This window comes from Microbacterium sp. Z12_35 (genome assembly GCF_058310475.1).
Window position 1 is genome coordinate 1,896,149 of record NZ_JBZEGJ010000001.1, and the last position, 15,608, is coordinate 1,911,756.

Below are 15,608 nucleotides of genomic sequence, written 5' to 3' on the forward strand. Positions count from 1 at the left end.
GGCTACTTACCACTCTTTCCGGCCTTGCGACGCACGACCTCGCCCGCGTACCGCACACCCTTGCCCTTGTACGGCTCCGGCTTGCGGATCTTGCGGATGTTGGCCGCGGCTTCGCCGACGGCCTGCTTGTCGATGCCGCTCACGGTGACGCGGTTGTTGCCCTCGACCGTGAACGTGATCCCGGCGGGGGGTTCCACGAGCACGGGGTGCGAGAAGCCGAGGGCGAACTCGACCGAGCCGCCGCGCTGGGCGACGCGGTAACCCGTGCCGACGACCTCGAGGCCCTTGGTGTAGCCCTGGGTGACACCGATGATGTTGTTGTTGATGAGCGTGCGGGTCAGGCCGTGAAGCGACCGGGACTCGCGCTCGTCGTCGGGGCGGGAGACGAAGACCTGGTTGTCCTCGACCTTGACCTCGATGGGGCGCGCCACGGTGAGCGACAGCTCACCCTTGGGGCCCTGAACGGCGACATCCGAACCGGTCACCGTGACGGTGACATCGGAGGGGATGTCGATGGGAAGACGTCCAATACGCGACATGTCAGATCACCACACGTAGGCGAGGACTTCTCCGCCCACGCCCTTCTGCTCGGCCTGGCGGTCTGTGAGCAGACCGGAGGAGGTGGACAGGATGGCGACGCCGAGGCCACCGAGAACCGTGGGGATCTCGGTCGAGCGTGCGTACACGCGCAGGCCGGGCTTCGACACGCGCTTGATGCCGGCGATCGACCGCTCGCGGTTCGGGCCGTACTTCAGCGTGAGCGTCAGCGTCTGGCCGACGCGGGCGTCCTCAACGGACCATCCCGCGATGTACCCCTCCTGCTGGAGGATGTCGGCAATGTGAGTCTTGAGCTTGGAGCTCGGCAGCGACACGGAGTCGTGGTGTGCCGAGTTCGCGTTGCGCAGACGGGTCAGCATATCTGCGACCGGGTCTGTCATCGTCATGTGATGCTTCTTTCGATCATGAGGTTTCGGCTGCCGTTACGCGACAGACGACCTTCTATGAATGGGTGGGGGTCTTAGGCCTGGGTGTCGGCCGAGCGGAACGGGAAGCCGAGCTGACGCAGCAGCGAGCGGCCTTCTTCGTCGGTCTTCGCGGTGGTGACGATCGTGATGTCGAAGCCGCGGACCCGATCGATCCGGTCCTGGTCGATCTCGTGGAACACTGCCTGCTCCTGGAGGCCGAACGTGTAGTTGCCGGTGCCGTCGAACTGGCGGTCCGACAGGCCGCGGAAGTCACGGATGCGGGGCAGCGCCAGGTTCACGAGCCGGTCGATGAACTCCCACGCGCGGTCACCGCGGAGGGTGACGTGCGCGCCGATGGGCTGGCCCTCACGCAGCTTGAACTGCGCGATCGACTTGCGTGCCTTCGTGACGATCGGCTTCTGGCCGGTGATCTTGGTGAGGTCGTCGACCGCACCATCGATCACCTTGCTGTCGCGAGCGGCTTCACCGACGCCGGTGTTCACCACGACCTTGACCAGGCCGGGGATCTGCATGACGTTGGTGTACCCGAACTCTTCCTGCAGCTTCGGCTGAATCTCGTTCCGGTATTTCTGCTTCAGGCGGGGCTGGATCTTGCCAGCCGCCGCGGCAGTCGCGGTGCTCATATTCAGAGGTCCTTGCCTGACTTCTTCGCGAAGCGCACGCGAACCGTGCGCTTGACGCCATCCTTGACCTGCTCCTCGACACGATGGCCGACGCGGGTCGGCTTCTTGGTCGAGGGGTCGACGAGGGCGACGTTGGAAATGTGGATGGGGGCCTCGAAGGTTTCGATGCCACCGGTCTTGGTGCCGCGCTGGGTCTGACCCACGCGCGTGTGCTTGGTGACGTAGTTCACGCCTTCGACGATCACGCGGTTCTGCTCGACGAGGACCTCGAGGACCTTGCCCTGCTTACCGCGATCTCCGCCGCGCTCGGGCTTGGAGCCCGAGATGACCTGAACCAGGTCGCCCTTCTTGATCTTCGCCATGATCAGATGACCTCCGGTGCGAGCGAGACGATCTTCATGAACTTCTTGTCACGAAGTTCACGACCGACCGGCCCGAAGATGCGGGTGCCGCGGGGCTCCCCGTCGCTCTTCAGGATCACGGCGGCGTTCTCGTCGAACTTGATGTAAGAGCCGTCGGGACGGCGGGTCTGCTTGACGACACGAACGACGACAGCCTTCACGACGTCGCCCTTCTTGACGTTGCCGCCGGGGATGGCGTCCTTGACCGTGGCGACAATGACGTCGCCCAGGCCCGCGTACCGGCGGTTGGAGCCGCCGAGCACACGGATGGTGAGCAGCTCCTTGGCGCCGGTGTTGTCGGCGACCTTGATTCGGGATTCGTTCTGAATCATGCGATCACTTGGCCTTTTCGAGAATCTCGACCAGGCGCCAGCGCTTGGTGGCGCTGAGCGGACGGGTCTCGTTGATGAGAACGAGGTCGCCGATGCCGGCCGCGTTCGCCTCGTCGTGCGCCTTCACCTTGGAGGTGCGGCGGATGACCTTGCCGTAAAGCGGGTGCTTCACGCGGTCTTCGACCTCGACGACGACGGTCTTGTCCATCTTGTCGCTCACGACGTAGCCACGACGGGCCTTGCGGTAACCACGGGCGTTGACGTCACGGACGTCGCGCTCGGAGCTCTCGTGACCGGCCTGCTCGGGGGCGACCTCAGCGGTCTTCTTGGTGGTGGCCATCACTCAGCCTCTTCCTTCACGGCCTCGTCAGCGGCGTCCGCCTTCTTGGCCTTGCTCTTCTTCGCCTTCGTGGTCTCGACAGGCGCGGGCGTTGCACGGATCCCGAGCTCACGCTCGCGGATCACGGTGTACAGACGCGCGATGTCGCGCTTGACCGCACGGATGCGGCCGTGGCTCTCGAGCTGCCCGGTGGCCGACTGGAAGCGCAGGTTGAACAGCTCTTCCTTGGCCTTGCGCAGCTCCTCCACGAGACGGGAGTCTTCGAACGTGTCGAGCTCGCTGGGTGCGAGCGTCTTGGTGCCGATCGCCATTACGCGTCGCCCTCCTCGCGCTTGATGATGCGTGCCTTCAGGGGCAGCTTGTGGATGGCACGGGTCAGCGCCTCACGAGCGAGTTCCTCGTTGACGCCCGCGACCTCGAACAGGACGCGGCCCGGCTTGACATTGGCGACCCACCACTCCGGCGAACCCTTACCGGAACCCATGCGGGTTTCGGCGGGCTTCTTGGTGAGGGGTCGGTCGGGGTAGATGTTGATCCACACCTTGCCGCCGCGCTTGATGTGACGGGTCATCGCGATACGAGCGGACTCGATCTGACGGTTGGTCACGTACGCGGGGGTGAGGGCCTGGATGCCGAACTCGCCGAACGAGACCTTCGTGCCACCGGTGGCCTGACCCGAGCGTCCCGGGTGGTGCTGCTTACGGAACTTGACCTTGCGGGGGATGAGCATTACGCCGGCGCTCCTTCTGCCACGGGGGCCTCGTTGCGGGGTGCCCGCGGCGGACGGCGGTCGCCACGGTCGCCACGGTCGTCACGACCGCGGGACTTCGGCGCGCTGGCCTGCTCGCGTGCGAGCTCCTTGTTGGTGAGATCGCCCTTGTAGATCCAGACCTTCACGCCGATGCGGCCGAAGGTGGTCTTCGCCTCGTAGAAGCCGTAGTCGATGTTCGCGCGAAGCGTGTGCAGCGGCACACGGCCCTCACGGTAGAACTCCGACCGGCTCATCTCGGCGCCGCCGAGGCGGCCGGAGACCTGGATGCGGACGCCCTTGGCGCCGGCGCGCTGCGCGCCCTGCAGCCCCTTGCGCATCGCGCGGCGGAACGCCACACGTGCGGAGAGCTGCTCGGCGATGCCCTGCGCGACCAGCTGAGCGTCGGCCTCGGGGTTCTTCACCTCGAGGATGTTCAGCTGGATCTGCTTGCCGGTGAGCTTCTCGAGGTCGGCACGGATGCGCTCGGCCTCGGCTCCACGGCGGCCGATCACGATGCCCGGGCGGGCGGTGTGGATGTCGACGCGGACCCGGTCACGGGTGCGCTCGATCTCGATGTTGCTCACACCGGCGCGGTCGAGCTGCGTCTTCAGGAGCTGACGGATCTTGATGTCCTCGGCCACGTAGTCGGCGTAACGCTGGCCCGGCTTCGTCGAATCGGAGAACCACCGCGACACGTGGTCCGTGGTGATACCGAGGCGGAAGCCGTACGGGTTGACTTTCTGTCCCATTACTTGCTCGCCTTCTTTGTGGTGCCGGCGTCGGCGCCGGTCGCAGCGTCTGCGACCGCCGGCGTGGAGAGCACGACCGTGATGTGGCTCGTGCGCTTCTTGATCTGGAATGCGCGACCCTGGGCGCGGGGCTGGAAACGCTTGAGCGTCGTGCCCTCGTCGACGTACGCGTTGGCCACGTACAGGTCGGCGTCATCCAGGTACTCGTTGGTCTTGTCGGCCGTGACGCGAGCGTTCGCCATCGCCGAGGCGACGAGCTTGTAGATCGGCTCGCTCGCGCTCTGCGGCGCGAACTTCAGGATCGCCAGAGCCTCTTCGGCCTGCTTCCCCTTGATGAGCGCGACGACACGACGAGCCTTCTGAGGGGTCACGCGGATGTGTCGCACACGTGCGATGGACTCCACCATTTCTCTCTCCTCTCAGCGCCACCGCGTCAGCGGCGGCGGCCCTTCTTGTCGTCCTTCACGTGGCCGCGGAAGGTGCGGGTGGGGGCGAACTCGCCCAGTTTGTGACCGACCATGGTCTCGGTCACGAACACAGGGATGTGCTTGCGACCGTCGTGCACTGCGATGGTGTGACCCAGCATGGCCGGGATGATCATCGAGCGACGTGACCAGGTCTTGATGACGTTCTTGGTTCCCGCTTCGTTCTGCGACACGACCTTGCGAAGCAGGTGCTCGTCGACGAAGGGGCCCTTCTTAAGACTGCGTGGCATCTTCTGTTCCTACCTACTTGCGCTTCTTGCTGGCGGTGCGACGGCGGACGATCAGCTTGTCGCTTTCCTTGTTGGCGTGACGCGTGCGGCCTTCCTTCTGGCCCCACGGCGACACCGGGTGACGTCCACCGGACGTCTTGCCCTCGCCACCACCGTGCGGGTGGTCGACCGGGTTCATCGCGACACCGCGGACGGTCGGGCGGATGCCCTTCCAGCGGTTGCGGCCGGCCTTGCCCCAGTTGATGTTCGACTGCTCGGCGTTGCCGACCTCGCCGATGGTCGCGCGGCAGCGTGCATCCACGTTGCGGATCTCACCGGAGGGCAGGCGCAGCTGCGCGTAGGGGCCGTCCTTGGCGACCAGGCGCACGGAGGCGCCGGCCGAACGGGCCATCTTCGCGCCGCCGCCGGGCCGAAGCTCGATGGCGTGGATGACGGTACCGGTGGGGATGTTGCGCAGCGGCAGGTTGTTGCCGGGCTTGATGTCGGCGCCGGCACCCGACTCGACGACGTCGCCCTGCTTCAGCTTGTTCGGCGCGAGGATGTAGCGCTTCTCGCCGTCCACGTAGTGCAGCAGTGCGATGCGCGCGGTGCGGTTGGGGTCGTACTCGATGTGAGCGACCTTGGCGTCCACGCCGTCCTTGTCGTTACGACGGAAGTCGATCAGACGGTACTGGCGCTTGTGGCCGCCACCGATGTGACGCGTCGTGATGCGGCCCTGGTTGTTGCGACCACCGGTCTTGGACAGCGGGCGGAGGAGAGACTTCTCGGGCGTCGATCGGGTGATCTCAGCGAAGTCCGCCACCGACGAGCCGCGGCGACCGGGGGTCGTGGGCTTGTACTTGCGAATAGCCATAGTTGGAGTCCTTCTGTCCCGACCGTCAGCCGACAGCCGTGAAGATGTCGATGGTGCCCGACTTGAGCGTGACGATGGCGCGCTTGGTGTCCTTGCGCTTTCCCGTCCCGAAGCGGGTGCGGCGTGCCTTGCCGGTGCGGTTCAGCGTGTTCACCGCAGCGACCTTCACGCCGAAGATCTTCTCGATGGCGAGCTTGATCTCGGTCTTGGTGGCGCGGGTGTCCACGTAGAACGTGTACTTGCCCTCGTCGATGAGCCCGTAGCTCTTCTCGGAGACGACCGGCTTCAGGATGACGTCGCGCGGGTCCTTGTTGACGGTCATGCCGAGACCTCCTCGGTGGAGCCGGCCTTCGACGCGACGAACGCGTCGTAGGCGGCCTTGGTGAAAATGATGTCGTCGGAGACGAGCACGTCGTAGGCGTTGAGCTGGTCGAAGCTCAGCACGTGGACGTACGCGAGGTTGCGGACGCTCTTGATGGCGAGTTCGTCACCGCGCTCGATCACGACGAGGACGTTCCTCTTCGCCGGAGCGAGAGCGGAAACGACGGCCACAGCCGCCTTGGTGGACGGGGCGCCCTCGATGCCGAACGAGTCGACGACGTGGAGACGGTCACCGCGAGCGCGGTCGCTCAGTGCGCCCAGGAGCGCGGCGGCGATCATCTTCTTGGGGGTGCGCTGGCCGTAGTCGCGAGGCTTGGGCCCGTGGACGATGCCACCACCGGTCATGTGCGGCGCGCGGATCGAGCCCTGACGGGCGTTACCCGTGCCCTTCTGCTTGAAGGGCTTGCGGCCGGCACCGGAGACCTCGCCACGACGCTTGGTCGAGTGCGTGCCCTGGCGAGCCGCCGCGCGCTGCGCGACGACGACCTGGTGGATGAGGGGGATGTTCGTCTTGACGTCGAACAGGGCGGCGGGCAGCTCCACGGAGCCGGCCTTTCCGCCGTCTGCCTTCACGACGTCGAGCGCGAGAGTCGAGTCAGCCATGGAATCAGGCACCCTTCACTGCGTTGCGGACGTAGACGATGCGGCCGCGTGCGCCGGGAACCGCGCCCTTGACGAGCAGCAGACCCTTCTCGGCGTCGACGGCGTGCACCGTGAGGTTGAGGACGGTCACGCGCTCGCCACCCATACGGCCGGCCATGCGCATGCCCTTGAAGACACGGCTCGGGGTCGACGAGGCGCCGATCGAGCCGGGCTTGCGGTGGTTGCGGTGCGAACCGTGCGAAGCGGAGACGCCCTTGAAGTTGTGGCGCTTCATGACACCCGCGGTGCCCTTGCCCTTGCTGGTGCCGACGACGTCGACCAGCTGGCCGGCCTCGAAGAGGCCTTCCACGGTGAGCTCCTGACCGAGTGAGTAGTCAGCAGCATCCGCCGTGCGCACCTCGGTGAGGTGGCGGCGAGGGGTGACGCCGGCCGCCTCGAAGTGGGCGGTGAGCGGCTTGTTCACCTTGCGGGGGTCGATCTGGCCGTAGGCGATCTGAACGGCGTTGTAGCCGTCCTTCTCCGGCGTGCGCACCTGGGTGACGACGTTCGGAGCGACCTCGATGACGGTGACGGGAACGAGCTTGCCGTTCGCGTCCCAAACCTGGGTCATGCCGAGCTTGGTGCCCAGCAGTCCCTTCGAAACTTTGGAGTTGATATCAGCCATGTCGGACCTCAGAGCTTGATCTCGATGTTGACGTCGGCCGGGAGGTCGAGACGCATCAGCGAGTCGACGGCCTTGGGCGTCGGGTCGATGATGTCGATGAGGCGCTTGTGGGTGCGCATCTCGAAGTGCTCGCGGCTGTCCTTGTACTTGTGCGGCGACCGGATGACGACGACGACGTTCTTCTCGGTCGGCAACGGCACAGGGCCGACGACCGTGGCGCCGGCGCGGGTCACGGTGTCGACGATCTTGCGCGCGGACGAGTCCAGTCCGGCGTGATCGTACGACTTCAGGCGAATGCGGATCTTCTGTCCCGCCATTGTCTGCTCACTCTCTTTCTCGCGTCTTACCACTGTGTTCATTAGGACCACGGGCATTGGACGCACGGTGGCGCTTGCGCGCCTGGCACTTCGGCACCCTTTCGGGCGATGCTGCACCGCTGTTCTGCTGTCAAACCGCACGCTTTCGCATCCGGCCCGACCCGCCCCGCGCGCGGACGCACGGCTCCGGAGGGAGCACAGGGGGTCGGTGTGTTGTTCTGCTGCCCGCGGCCTAGGTCGTCACGCTTGCGCGCTGCCTATGCACTGCCCTGGCAGTGATCCGGAGCACGCACGTGGCGGCTCCCGGAATGTGGAACTGCCCTAGTCTACGTGCAGCCCGGGCGTGTCGCAAACCCGGGCGTGTCGCATCCGGGACCGCAGGCCTCAGGACGTCGGCGCATCCGCCTCCCGGCGTCGATCCCGCAGGAGCAGTCCCGCCGCTCCCCCACCCAGGGCGAGCAGAGCGAACAGGAGGAGCGCGAGCTCGGGCCCGCCGCCGGTGGCCGGCAGCGTCGACACCCGCACGAGCGCGTCGTCGCTGTCGGTGCCGCGATCGTCCGGGTCGCCGAAGGTGTGGTGTTCCACGACGGCGATGTTGCGGATGGTGCGCTGGCCCGCGGTCGGGCTCGCGATGGCGTCGAGCGTGATGGTCGGGGCGCTGGAGGCGCCGAGCCCCGATCCGGCCGGATGAAGCGGCCCGTACAGCTCGCAGCGCAGCGTTCCGCCGTATCCGGTGCTGTTCTGGCCCGACACGGCGCACGTGCGCCAGTTCGGGAACACGTCGGGGTCGCCCTCCCCCGGCCAGGACACGCCGGTGATGCGGATCTCCGCCGGGATCTCGTCGGTGACGACGACCCCCTCTGCCGCGGAGTCGTCGCTGACGTTGGCGGTCTCCAGCTGGTAGGAGAACTCCCCCCCGGGCGCCACGCGTTCGACGGCGGTGGTCTTCTCGATCCGCACCTCCGAGTGGCGCGCGGCCGCGCAGTCTCCGCCGGCGGGCATCGCGGCTATCCGGAACGTCTGGCTCGGGTTGACGGTGAGCGTCAGGGTGGTGGCGCCGCGCCAGGCGAAGTCGGCCTCGCTGGGATCGACGATGAGTCCGTTGACGACGAGTTGCGCCTGCTGCTCCGGCGTCATGACGGTCGTGGTGCCGGGGAGGTAATACCCGCCACCAGGGGCGTAGTCCGACGCGCGCAGCGGCCGCAGGCCGGCGTTGTCGATCCCGATGCCGGCGGGCGTGGAGGTCACGCCCACCCACGGGAACTCGTCCGTGTGGATCGTCGACCCTCCGGGGTAGGACCGCTCGACCGAGGCCGGATCGGTCGCCGTGCTCGCACCATCCGGCGTCCACGAAAGCTCGACCGGCTCGGCCACGAGATCGGGCGTCTTGACCAGGGTGAAGCCGAGGGTGGGGACATCCGTCACGCAGCGCGTGAACACCGCCGCGGCGATGTCGCGGGTCTGGACCGTGACGTCGTCGCAGTCGTTGCTCGGGTCGCTGTCGCCCACCGCCGTGACGCACGCCTCGTTGACGAGGGCGCTCGCGGGCAGCTCCGGCGTCGGCGCAGGGTCGTCGGGGCCGAGCGCGACCACGTCGGGGGCAGGCAGCGCATCCACCGTCACCGAGAGCCGGATCTGTGCGCTCGCACCCGGCGCGAGCCGCGCCGCGCTCAGCGCCACGCCGTTGTCCTCGTCCACGAGCGCCGGCGCGTTGTCGTTCGACCAGCCTGGGGCCGCAGAGAGATCGATCGCGGTGACGATCAGGCGGCTCGGAACGGGGTCGGCGACCCTCACGTCCGTCGCATCCAGGGTGCCGTTGTTCGTCACCGTGAGCACGTAGTCGAACGTGGCGCCGGCTTCCAGCGGTCCTTCCACGCCGTCGGTGGTCTTGACGATCCCGACGTCGTCGAAGGGCACGAGCTCGCACGCGTCGTCGTCGGCGCGGTACCCGCCCGACACGACGGTCGCGGTGTTGGTGATGGGGATGCCCGGTGCCTCGATGTCGTCGCACTGCACCGGCTCGCCGGTCGGCGTCGCGGTGATGCGCACCTGCGCGGTGATGGTGAACAGGTGCTCCCGGACGCCGTCGGCGGCGGGGTCGAAGGTGCCGCTCACGATCGTCCACGTGCCGGTGCCGTCCCACGAGGGCTGGTCCGGTGCCGGGGTGTCGGTCGTGCCCGCCTCCGCGGTCCATTCGCCGGCCAGCTCGACGCCCTCCGGAAGGTCGGGAACGTCGGTGAGGACGTACCCGAGCGGCGGAAGGGGGTCGGCGGCGCCGTCGGGATAACGCACGGCGATGTCGTAGACGACCGACCACAGCCCGGTGTCGGGGTCGAGCACCGCCTCGCCCACGGCGGTCTTCTCCACCTCCGGGAACACCGGCTCCGAGCACGCGCGCACGTCGGTCTCCACGGTCGCCGAGGTCAGTTGCGCGGTGTTGAGGAACCCGCCCGCCCCGTCGGGCAGGCACGCGGTGGTGCCGCCCTCCACCGCGGCGGCGGTGACGGCGGCCACCACGCGCACGGTGTACGTGTGGGTCGCCCCGGCCGCGATCGCCGTGCCGGAGGCGAGCATCGCCGGTTCGGGCGAGAACGTGAAGTCGCCGGAGGACTGTCCCGACCACGAGGCGCTGCGGATCTCGATGCCGTCGCCGAAATCGAGCGCGTCGGTGAGGTCGTACGCCGCCGACAGCCCCTTCGGGTTGTCTTCGCCGAGCGGGGGCAGGGTCGCCTGGAGGTCGTACTCGATGGTCCAGAGGCCCGTCTGCGGGTCCTGCTCGGTGGTCGTCACCGTCTTCGCCACGGACGGGTACACCCGCTCGTCGACCGGGATGCAGTCGGTGGCGTCGATCGGGATGTCGCCGACCTGCAGCAGGGCGGCGTTGAAGAACCCGCTGCCGGCCTCGCCGGTGCAGGCGGCGTCATCCTCGCTGTAGGCATCGGTGAGCTCGACCTGCCACGTCACGCGGTACACGTGGGTCGCACCGGCGGCCAGTGGGACGCCGGTGACGAAGTCCACGCCGCGAGTCACGGGCAGGAGCGGCTGGACCTCCGTGTCGGTGCGCTGGGCCGTCCCGGCGTCGAGGGTGACGCCTTCCGGGAAGGACGGGCTGTCGGCGAGCGAGTAGAAGGTGTCGTAGCCGCCCGAGGTGACGGTGAGGTCGTAGGTGACGGTCCATCGCGTGGGTGCGTCGGGATCCTGGGTCACCGCGACGCCGACCTTCTCGATCGTCGGCAGGGCGGGTTCCGAGCAGTCGGAGGCCGAAACCTCCTCGCCGGCGACGGTGAGCGTGGTGGTGTTCAGGAACCCGCCGGCCGTCGTGCCGTCGCACGCGAGCTCGCCGCCCTCCCACGCCGCCGCGTCGATGCCGGCGAGGGCGACGACGGTGTAGGTCTCCGTGGTGCCCGGCGCGAGTGCGCGGTCCGTCGCGAGGGTGGCCGTGCCGTCGGCGGCGAAGTCACCCGTGCCGGTGGGGCCCGTCCACGTGGCACCCTCGACCGTGATGTCGCCGCCGAACTGCAGGGTGTCGTCGAGGCTGTAGACCGCCGCGAGCGAATCCGAGGCGTTCGCCACCGCGATGTCGTACGTGATCTGCCACGTGCCGTCCGCCAGCTGCCGCGTCGAGGTCACCGTCTTGGTGACGTCGGCGTCGGGGCGCTCGATCTGAGCGCAGTCGGAGGAGGAGGGCTCGGCGATGCCGTTCGTGACCGTCGCGGTGTTCCACACGCCGCCGCCCTCGCCGATGACCGGGCCGCAGGTGAGCGCCTCGTCGCCGACGGATGCGGCCACCGTCACGGTGCGCGAGAGCGTATACGTGTGCGTCGCACCGGCGGGAAGCGTGCCGGTCGCGAGCGGCCCGTCTCCCACGGGATCGGGGCTGCGCACGAACGTGCCACCGCCGACGGCAACGGGATCCGAGGCCGTCCACGTACCCCCGGTGACGCCGGCGGGCAGTTCCCCGGCAATATCGGTGAGATCGTAGGCCAGCTCGATCTGGCTGGGGTTGGCCACGGCGACCCGGTAGCTGAGCGTCCACTCGCCCGTGGTGAGGTTCTGCACCGAGGGCTGCGCGATCTTCTCGACGGTCGGAGCGGCCGGGACGGCGCATCCGGTGTCGCTCGCCTCGCCGCCGGGGTAGGTCGCCTCGGCGGTGTTGAAGAATCCGCCTCCGGTCGTCGAGCACTCCAGCGCCGACGCGTCGACCGGGGTGCGGTTCACCTCGGCCGTGATCACGTACGTGTACTCGTCGGTGCCGCCGGCCTCCAGAGGCACGTCGGTCACATCGGGCGCGCCCTCCCACCCCTGTGTGAGGACGGTGAAGCTGGCGTCGAAGCCGGGCACGTCGGTGAGCGAGTAGGTCGTGGGCAGGGTGCTGCTGGTGTTGGTGACGACGACGGGGTAGCGGATGGTCCATATCCCGTCGGCGGACTGCGCCGCGGCGCCGTCGGACTTCTCGATCGTCACCGGGACGACGACATCGTCGTTGGTCAGCGTGCAGGTGACGGCGTCACCGGGCTGGAGGGTCAGCTCCGGAGCCGCCCTCGTCGTGTCGGGATATCCGGTGCAGCTCAGGGTCGTCCAGTCGTATCCGTCCGGCCCCGTCTCGCCGATCGTGTAGGGGACCCCTGCTGTCACAGCCTGCGAGGTGACCGCGGGGGTGCCGCTCGCGCCGCTCAGGTTCGGGCCATCGGGGGTCGTCGCCGTGAGGGTCCAGTCCGTTGCGACCGCGGTGCCGCCGGTGTCGGTGACGACCCGCTTCACCAGGGTGAGGGTGGGGGCGACGTCGTCGTTGACGAAGCGGTACACCGGGCTGCCGAGAGCCGGGACCGTGACCTCCCAGTCTCCCGCCGCGTTCTGCCGCGGGTAGCCGGCCGGATCGGGGTTGGCCTCGACATCCACCCACTCCTCGCCCACGCGCTGCTGCAGACGCGAGAACTCGTACCCCTCGACGGCCGACTCCTCGGTGAGGGTGTACACGTGGTCGGGGCGCACCTGGATGATGCTCGCCGCCGAGACCTCCTCGGATCCGGTGACGGTGGTGGGCGTGAGACCTTCGAGGGTCGCCGGGGTGGCCGTGAGCTCCCATTCGTCGGCCGTGGCCGAACCGCCGTCGTCGTTGACGACGTTCTTGAGGAGCGTCACCTGGGCGTCCTGGTTCACGAAGGTGCACTGCACGCGGTAGCCCAGGGGCACGTTCACGCCGCCGTTGATCCCGTCCGAGTAGCCGCTGCCGGGATACCTGTCGCCGTTCTCGTCGACGCGGATGCACGTCGCCGACCCCGTGGACAGGGGGTTGGCCTGCAGGTCGGTACGCTCGTCGACCTGCACGTAGCGGGCGTCGCCGCCGCTCTCGAAGAGCTGGTAGCGGGCGTCCGGGGTGACCTCCTGCGACGTCGCCTCGTCGGCACCGGATGCACCGGAGAACCCGGGGAGTCCATCGGCAACCGGTGCGTCGGGCAGGAAGGACGCGTTGAGCGTCCAGCTGGTCGGATCGGCGTCGCCGCCGTCCACCTCCTTGGCGAGGGTGAGGCGGCTCTCGCACGTGACGGTGTTGGTGATCGTCGCGGTGTTCTGCGCCTGCGTCAGCGCCAGGTCGTACCCGTCGCCGAGCGGCGTCTGGACGGTCTGTCCGTTGACGCTGGTCACCGCGGAGGTGCCGGTGCACAGGGTGGGGTCGATGAGGGTGAGCTGCTCGGAGAGGGTGACGGTGTCGCCCTGGGCGTATCCGGTCCGCGTGACGCCCCACCCCTGACCGGTCGCGCCCGCGCCGTCCGGCCCGGTGAGCTGCAGCTGCGCGGAGAGATCGCTCGGCTGCGCGCCCTCCTCGTACGTCACGCCGTTGACGATCCAACTCTTGCTCACGGTGATGTCGGCCTCTGGCGAGGGGGCGCGGTTGTAGACGGTGCAGTTGACCGCCTGCGTGCTGGGCACGGTGACCGTGAAGCCGTTCGTCGGCGAGGCAGTGGGCACGACCGGGTCACCGGTGTTCAGATTCGTGCACACCGCGTTCTGCGCGTCCACCGGCTGCAGCGTGAACCCGGGCTGCTGCGCCTCGGTGACGGTCACCGTTGCCGCATCCGTGCCGCCGGGGTACTCCAGTCGGTAGCTCACCGTGCCCGTGCCGGTCGCGGTCGTCGTGAGCACCGGCTCGGGCGTCGTGACGCCGGGCGTGCCGATGTCGCTGGTGAATTGCCAGCCGGCGCCGGCGGGCGTCGCCCCCTCGATCGAGTCGGCCGGAGCGGACGCGGGAACGATCTGCTTGGTGACGGTCAGGTCTCCCTCGCAGTTGCCGAGGGCGAGCGTGCGCAGCGCCGTCCCCACAGCGGCGTAATTGGCGGTCTGGTAGTAGTCGGCCGACGTGCCGTTGGAACCGTCGTAGGCGGTGGGGCCGGAGATGGCGCGGAGGTTCAGCGCCGTCGCGGCGCCGCTCGCTCCGTCACCGACGCCGAATGCGATGAGCCGTGTGGGGGACCCGCCTGCCGGCCCGGCCTTCAGGGCGTTGGCGGAGAAGATGCCGTTCTCGGTCTCGCGGAAGCGATTGAAGTTGCCCGGCCCCTGGTAGGGCTGGTTGTAGAGGGTGGGATCGCCGTCGGTGATGATCACGGCGAGGTCGAAGTTGTTCGCCGCCGTGTTCGCCGCAGCCGCCACACCGAGTCCCCGGTCCCAGTTCGTGCCGCCCACCGCCGTCCAGTTCGCGTACCGGTTCTTGAAGGCATCGGCCTGGGTGGCCGTGGCCACGGAGGTCAGGCTCGGGTAGTTCGCGCTGGCCCCCTCCGCCGGCGTGACGGTGGAGAAGGAGAACAGTGACATGCGCGACGGAGTCCCCGCGAGCGAGTCGACGAATGTGTCGGCGGCGGCCTTCAGCTGCCCCGTACTGGATCCGACCGACCCCGATAGGTCGAGGATCAGCGCGACGTCGAGGCCGCAGGAGGCGCTCAGGGTCGGATTGTTGCGCGACTGCTGCCAGATGCCGCCGGATGCCGTCGCCTGCGAGCCCGACGACAGCATGAAGTTGCTGGCGTTCTGCGAGCTGTAGACGTTGCCGGCCCGCAACTGGGTGCCCGTGCGGAACTGGTACGCGGTGGCCGTGCCGCCTCCGGTGCCGGGCCCGGTGCGCAGCGACGGGTTGGCGTAGTACCCCTCCGGCACGCTGGCCTGAACCACCCAGTACCGGTCGTCGCGATTGGCCTGGGGGAAGCCGAACGCCCCCACGCCGGTGTTGGGCACGATGAACGAGCAGTCCCCGGCGGCGTCCGACGTGCACTTGGCCCATCCGTCGGCGGTGCCGGCCACCCCGTCGGGGCGCGTGCCGTTCGGCCCGGACGCGCCGCCCTCGTTCAGCAGGAGCACCACGCCGGCGAGGTTCGTCACCCCGGTGATCCCGGTGCGGTCGGAGCCGACCTTCACGGTGATCACGGCCGTGGTGGAGCCCGGTTCGGGCACGGCGAGGACGCCCACATCCGCGGGCTCGTCCGTGGCCTGCGGGGCGGGCTGCGGCTGAGTGGGGGTCGGTGCCGGGGTGGTTCCCTCCGTGGGCGGCACCGGCTCGGCGGTGGGAGCGGCGGGCTCTTCGGGCGGCGCGGGGACCGGCGCCGCGGGCGCAGGCGGCGCGGGCTCAGGCGGCGCGGGCTCCGGCGAGGGCGCCGGGGAAGGAGCGGGCGCCTCCGGCGCGGGCGGCGCGTCCTGCTCGGGCGGGACGGATGCGGCGGACTCCGCCGGGCCGGCAGGAGGGGTGACAGCGGCCATGGCCGGCGCACCGGCGCCGGTGAACACGAGCACCGCGGTCAGCAGTGCCACGACACCGCCGCTGTACCACGGGCGCCCCAGTCCGAGTCGGCGCGGGGCGGGAGCCGCCCCCCTGTGTGTGCCTCTGATCATGACCACCTCGTTGAC

Annotated in this window: 17 protein-coding genes; all 17 read right to left on the reverse strand. The window is 68.8% G+C overall.

Translation table 11 applies throughout. The annotated features are described in order from the left end of the window. Positions 1 to 2: 2 nt before the first annotated feature. Positions 3 to 539: a 50S ribosomal protein L6 gene (gene rplF / locus AC4FS1_RS09195; protein ID WP_491154388.1), complete on the reverse strand. Its 537-nt coding sequence runs from the start codon at positions 537 to 539 to the stop codon at positions 3 to 5. 6 nt (positions 540 to 545) lie between these two features. Next, the gene (gene rpsH, locus AC4FS1_RS09200) at positions 546 to 944 is read right to left on the reverse strand and encodes a 30S ribosomal protein S8 (protein WP_491154390.1); all 399 of its coding nucleotides are present in this window, start codon (positions 942 to 944) and stop codon (positions 546 to 548) included. A gap of 74 nt (positions 945 to 1,018) precedes the next feature. Continuing rightward, complete coding sequence (gene rplE, locus AC4FS1_RS09205) at positions 1,019 to 1,609, reverse strand: 50S ribosomal protein L5 (protein WP_491154392.1); 591 nt, start codon at positions 1,607 to 1,609, stop codon at positions 1,019 to 1,021. Between the two features lie 2 nt (positions 1,610 to 1,611). After that, on the reverse strand, positions 1,612 to 1,971 hold the full coding sequence (gene rplX / locus AC4FS1_RS09210) for a 50S ribosomal protein L24 (RefSeq protein ID WP_491154394.1): 360 nt from the start codon (positions 1,969 to 1,971) through the stop codon (positions 1,612 to 1,614). A gap of 2 nt (positions 1,972 to 1,973) precedes the next feature. Then, positions 1,974 to 2,342, reverse strand: coding sequence for a 50S ribosomal protein L14 (gene rplN, locus AC4FS1_RS09215; protein ID WP_484510406.1), 369 nt, complete (start codon positions 2,340 to 2,342; stop codon positions 1,974 to 1,976). 4 nt (positions 2,343 to 2,346) lie between these two features. Beyond that, positions 2,347 to 2,682: a 30S ribosomal protein S17 gene (gene rpsQ, locus AC4FS1_RS09220; protein WP_491154396.1), complete on the reverse strand. Its 336-nt coding sequence runs from the start codon at positions 2,680 to 2,682 to the stop codon at positions 2,347 to 2,349. After that, positions 2,682 to 2,993: a 50S ribosomal protein L29 gene (gene rpmC, locus AC4FS1_RS09225; RefSeq protein WP_491154397.1), complete on the reverse strand. Its 312-nt coding sequence runs from the start codon at positions 2,991 to 2,993 to the stop codon at positions 2,682 to 2,684. Before rpmC ends, rpsQ begins: the two co-directional genes overlap by 1 nt. After that, positions 2,993 to 3,412: a 50S ribosomal protein L16 gene (rplP, locus tag AC4FS1_RS09230; protein WP_400852303.1), complete on the reverse strand. Its 420-nt coding sequence runs from the start codon at positions 3,410 to 3,412 to the stop codon at positions 2,993 to 2,995. Before rplP ends, rpmC begins: the two co-directional genes overlap by 1 nt. Then, positions 3,412 to 4,182, reverse strand: coding sequence for a 30S ribosomal protein S3 (rpsC, locus tag AC4FS1_RS09235; RefSeq protein ID WP_491154399.1), 771 nt, complete (start codon positions 4,180 to 4,182; stop codon positions 3,412 to 3,414). The genes rplP and rpsC overlap by 1 nt, the downstream gene beginning before the upstream one ends. Then, a complete protein-coding gene (gene rplV, locus AC4FS1_RS09240; RefSeq protein ID WP_491154401.1) occupies positions 4,182 to 4,589 on the reverse strand; it encodes a 50S ribosomal protein L22 in 408 nt (135 codons plus the stop codon). The genes rpsC and rplV overlap by 1 nt, the downstream gene beginning before the upstream one ends. Before the next feature lie 26 nt (positions 4,590 to 4,615). Next, positions 4,616 to 4,897: a 30S ribosomal protein S19 gene (rpsS, locus tag AC4FS1_RS09245; RefSeq protein ID WP_147911206.1), complete on the reverse strand. Its 282-nt coding sequence runs from the start codon at positions 4,895 to 4,897 to the stop codon at positions 4,616 to 4,618. Between the two features lie 13 nt (positions 4,898 to 4,910). Continuing rightward, positions 4,911 to 5,750: a 50S ribosomal protein L2 gene (gene rplB, locus AC4FS1_RS09250; protein ID WP_491154403.1), complete on the reverse strand. Its 840-nt coding sequence runs from the start codon at positions 5,748 to 5,750 to the stop codon at positions 4,911 to 4,913. A gap of 25 nt (positions 5,751 to 5,775) precedes the next feature. Further along, positions 5,776 to 6,072 (reverse strand): 50S ribosomal protein L23, encoded by a 297-nt coding sequence (gene rplW, locus AC4FS1_RS09255; protein WP_491154405.1) that lies wholly within the window; start codon positions 6,070 to 6,072, stop codon positions 5,776 to 5,778. Further along, positions 6,069 to 6,734, reverse strand: a complete 666-nt coding sequence (rplD, locus tag AC4FS1_RS09260) for a 50S ribosomal protein L4 (RefSeq protein WP_491154407.1) — start codon at positions 6,732 to 6,734, stop codon at positions 6,069 to 6,071. Before rplD ends, rplW begins: the two co-directional genes overlap by 4 nt. Positions 6,735 to 6,738: 4 nt before the next feature. Then, complete coding sequence (rplC, locus tag AC4FS1_RS09265) at positions 6,739 to 7,398, reverse strand: 50S ribosomal protein L3 (RefSeq protein WP_491154409.1); 660 nt, start codon at positions 7,396 to 7,398, stop codon at positions 6,739 to 6,741. 8 nt (positions 7,399 to 7,406) lie between these two features. Beyond that, on the reverse strand, positions 7,407 to 7,715 hold the full coding sequence (gene rpsJ, locus AC4FS1_RS09270; protein WP_045246810.1) for a 30S ribosomal protein S10: 309 nt from the start codon (positions 7,713 to 7,715) through the stop codon (positions 7,407 to 7,409). A 384-nt stretch (positions 7,716 to 8,099) separates the two neighbouring features. After that, positions 8,100 to 15,593, reverse strand: a complete 7,494-nt coding sequence (locus AC4FS1_RS09275; protein WP_491154411.1) for a hypothetical protein — start codon at positions 15,591 to 15,593, stop codon at positions 8,100 to 8,102. Positions 15,594 to 15,608 lie beyond the last annotated feature (15 nt).

Coding starts and splice junctions, on each gene's coding strand:
- rpsC (WP_491154399.1), bottom strand. CDS start 4,182: ATGGGACAGAAAGTCAACCCGTACGGCTTCCGCCTCGGTATCACCACG.
- rplW (WP_491154405.1), bottom strand. CDS start 6,072: ATGACCGTCAACAAGGACCCGCGCGACGTCATCCTGAAGCCGGTCGTC.
- rplD (WP_491154407.1), bottom strand. CDS start 6,734: ATGGCTGACTCGACTCTCGCGCTCGACGTCGTGAAGGCAGACGGCGGA.
- rpsJ (WP_045246810.1), bottom strand. CDS start 7,715: ATGGCGGGACAGAAGATCCGCATTCGCCTGAAGTCGTACGATCACGCC.
- AC4FS1_RS09275 (WP_491154411.1), bottom strand. CDS start 15,593: ATGATCAGAGGCACACACAGGGGGGCGGCTCCCGCCCCGCGCCGACTC.
- rplF (WP_491154388.1), bottom strand. CDS start 539: ATGTCGCGTATTGGACGTCTTCCCATCGACATCCCCTCCGATGTCACC.
- rpsS (WP_147911206.1), bottom strand. CDS start 4,897: ATGCCACGCAGTCTTAAGAAGGGCCCCTTCGTCGACGAGCACCTGCTT.
- rplN (WP_484510406.1), bottom strand. CDS start 2,342: ATGATTCAGAACGAATCCCGAATCAAGGTCGCCGACAACACCGGCGCC.
- rpmC (WP_491154397.1), bottom strand. CDS start 2,993: ATGGCGATCGGCACCAAGACGCTCGCACCCAGCGAGCTCGACACGTTC.
- rplC (WP_491154409.1), bottom strand. CDS start 7,398: ATGGCTGATATCAACTCCAAAGTTTCGAAGGGACTGCTGGGCACCAAG.
- rpsH (WP_491154390.1), bottom strand. CDS start 944: ATGACGATGACAGACCCGGTCGCAGATATGCTGACCCGTCTGCGCAAC.
- rplV (WP_491154401.1), bottom strand. CDS start 4,589: ATGGTGGAGTCCATCGCACGTGTGCGACACATCCGCGTGACCCCTCAG.
- rplP (WP_400852303.1), bottom strand. CDS start 3,412: ATGCTCATCCCCCGCAAGGTCAAGTTCCGTAAGCAGCACCACCCGGGA.
- rplE (WP_491154392.1), bottom strand. CDS start 1,609: ATGAGCACCGCGACTGCCGCGGCGGCTGGCAAGATCCAGCCCCGCCTG.
- rplB (WP_491154403.1), bottom strand. CDS start 5,750: ATGGCTATTCGCAAGTACAAGCCCACGACCCCCGGTCGCCGCGGCTCG.
- rpsQ (WP_491154396.1), bottom strand. CDS start 2,682: ATGGCCACCACCAAGAAGACCGCTGAGGTCGCCCCCGAGCAGGCCGGT.
- rplX (WP_491154394.1), bottom strand. CDS start 1,971: ATGGCGAAGATCAAGAAGGGCGACCTGGTTCAGGTCATCTCGGGCTCC.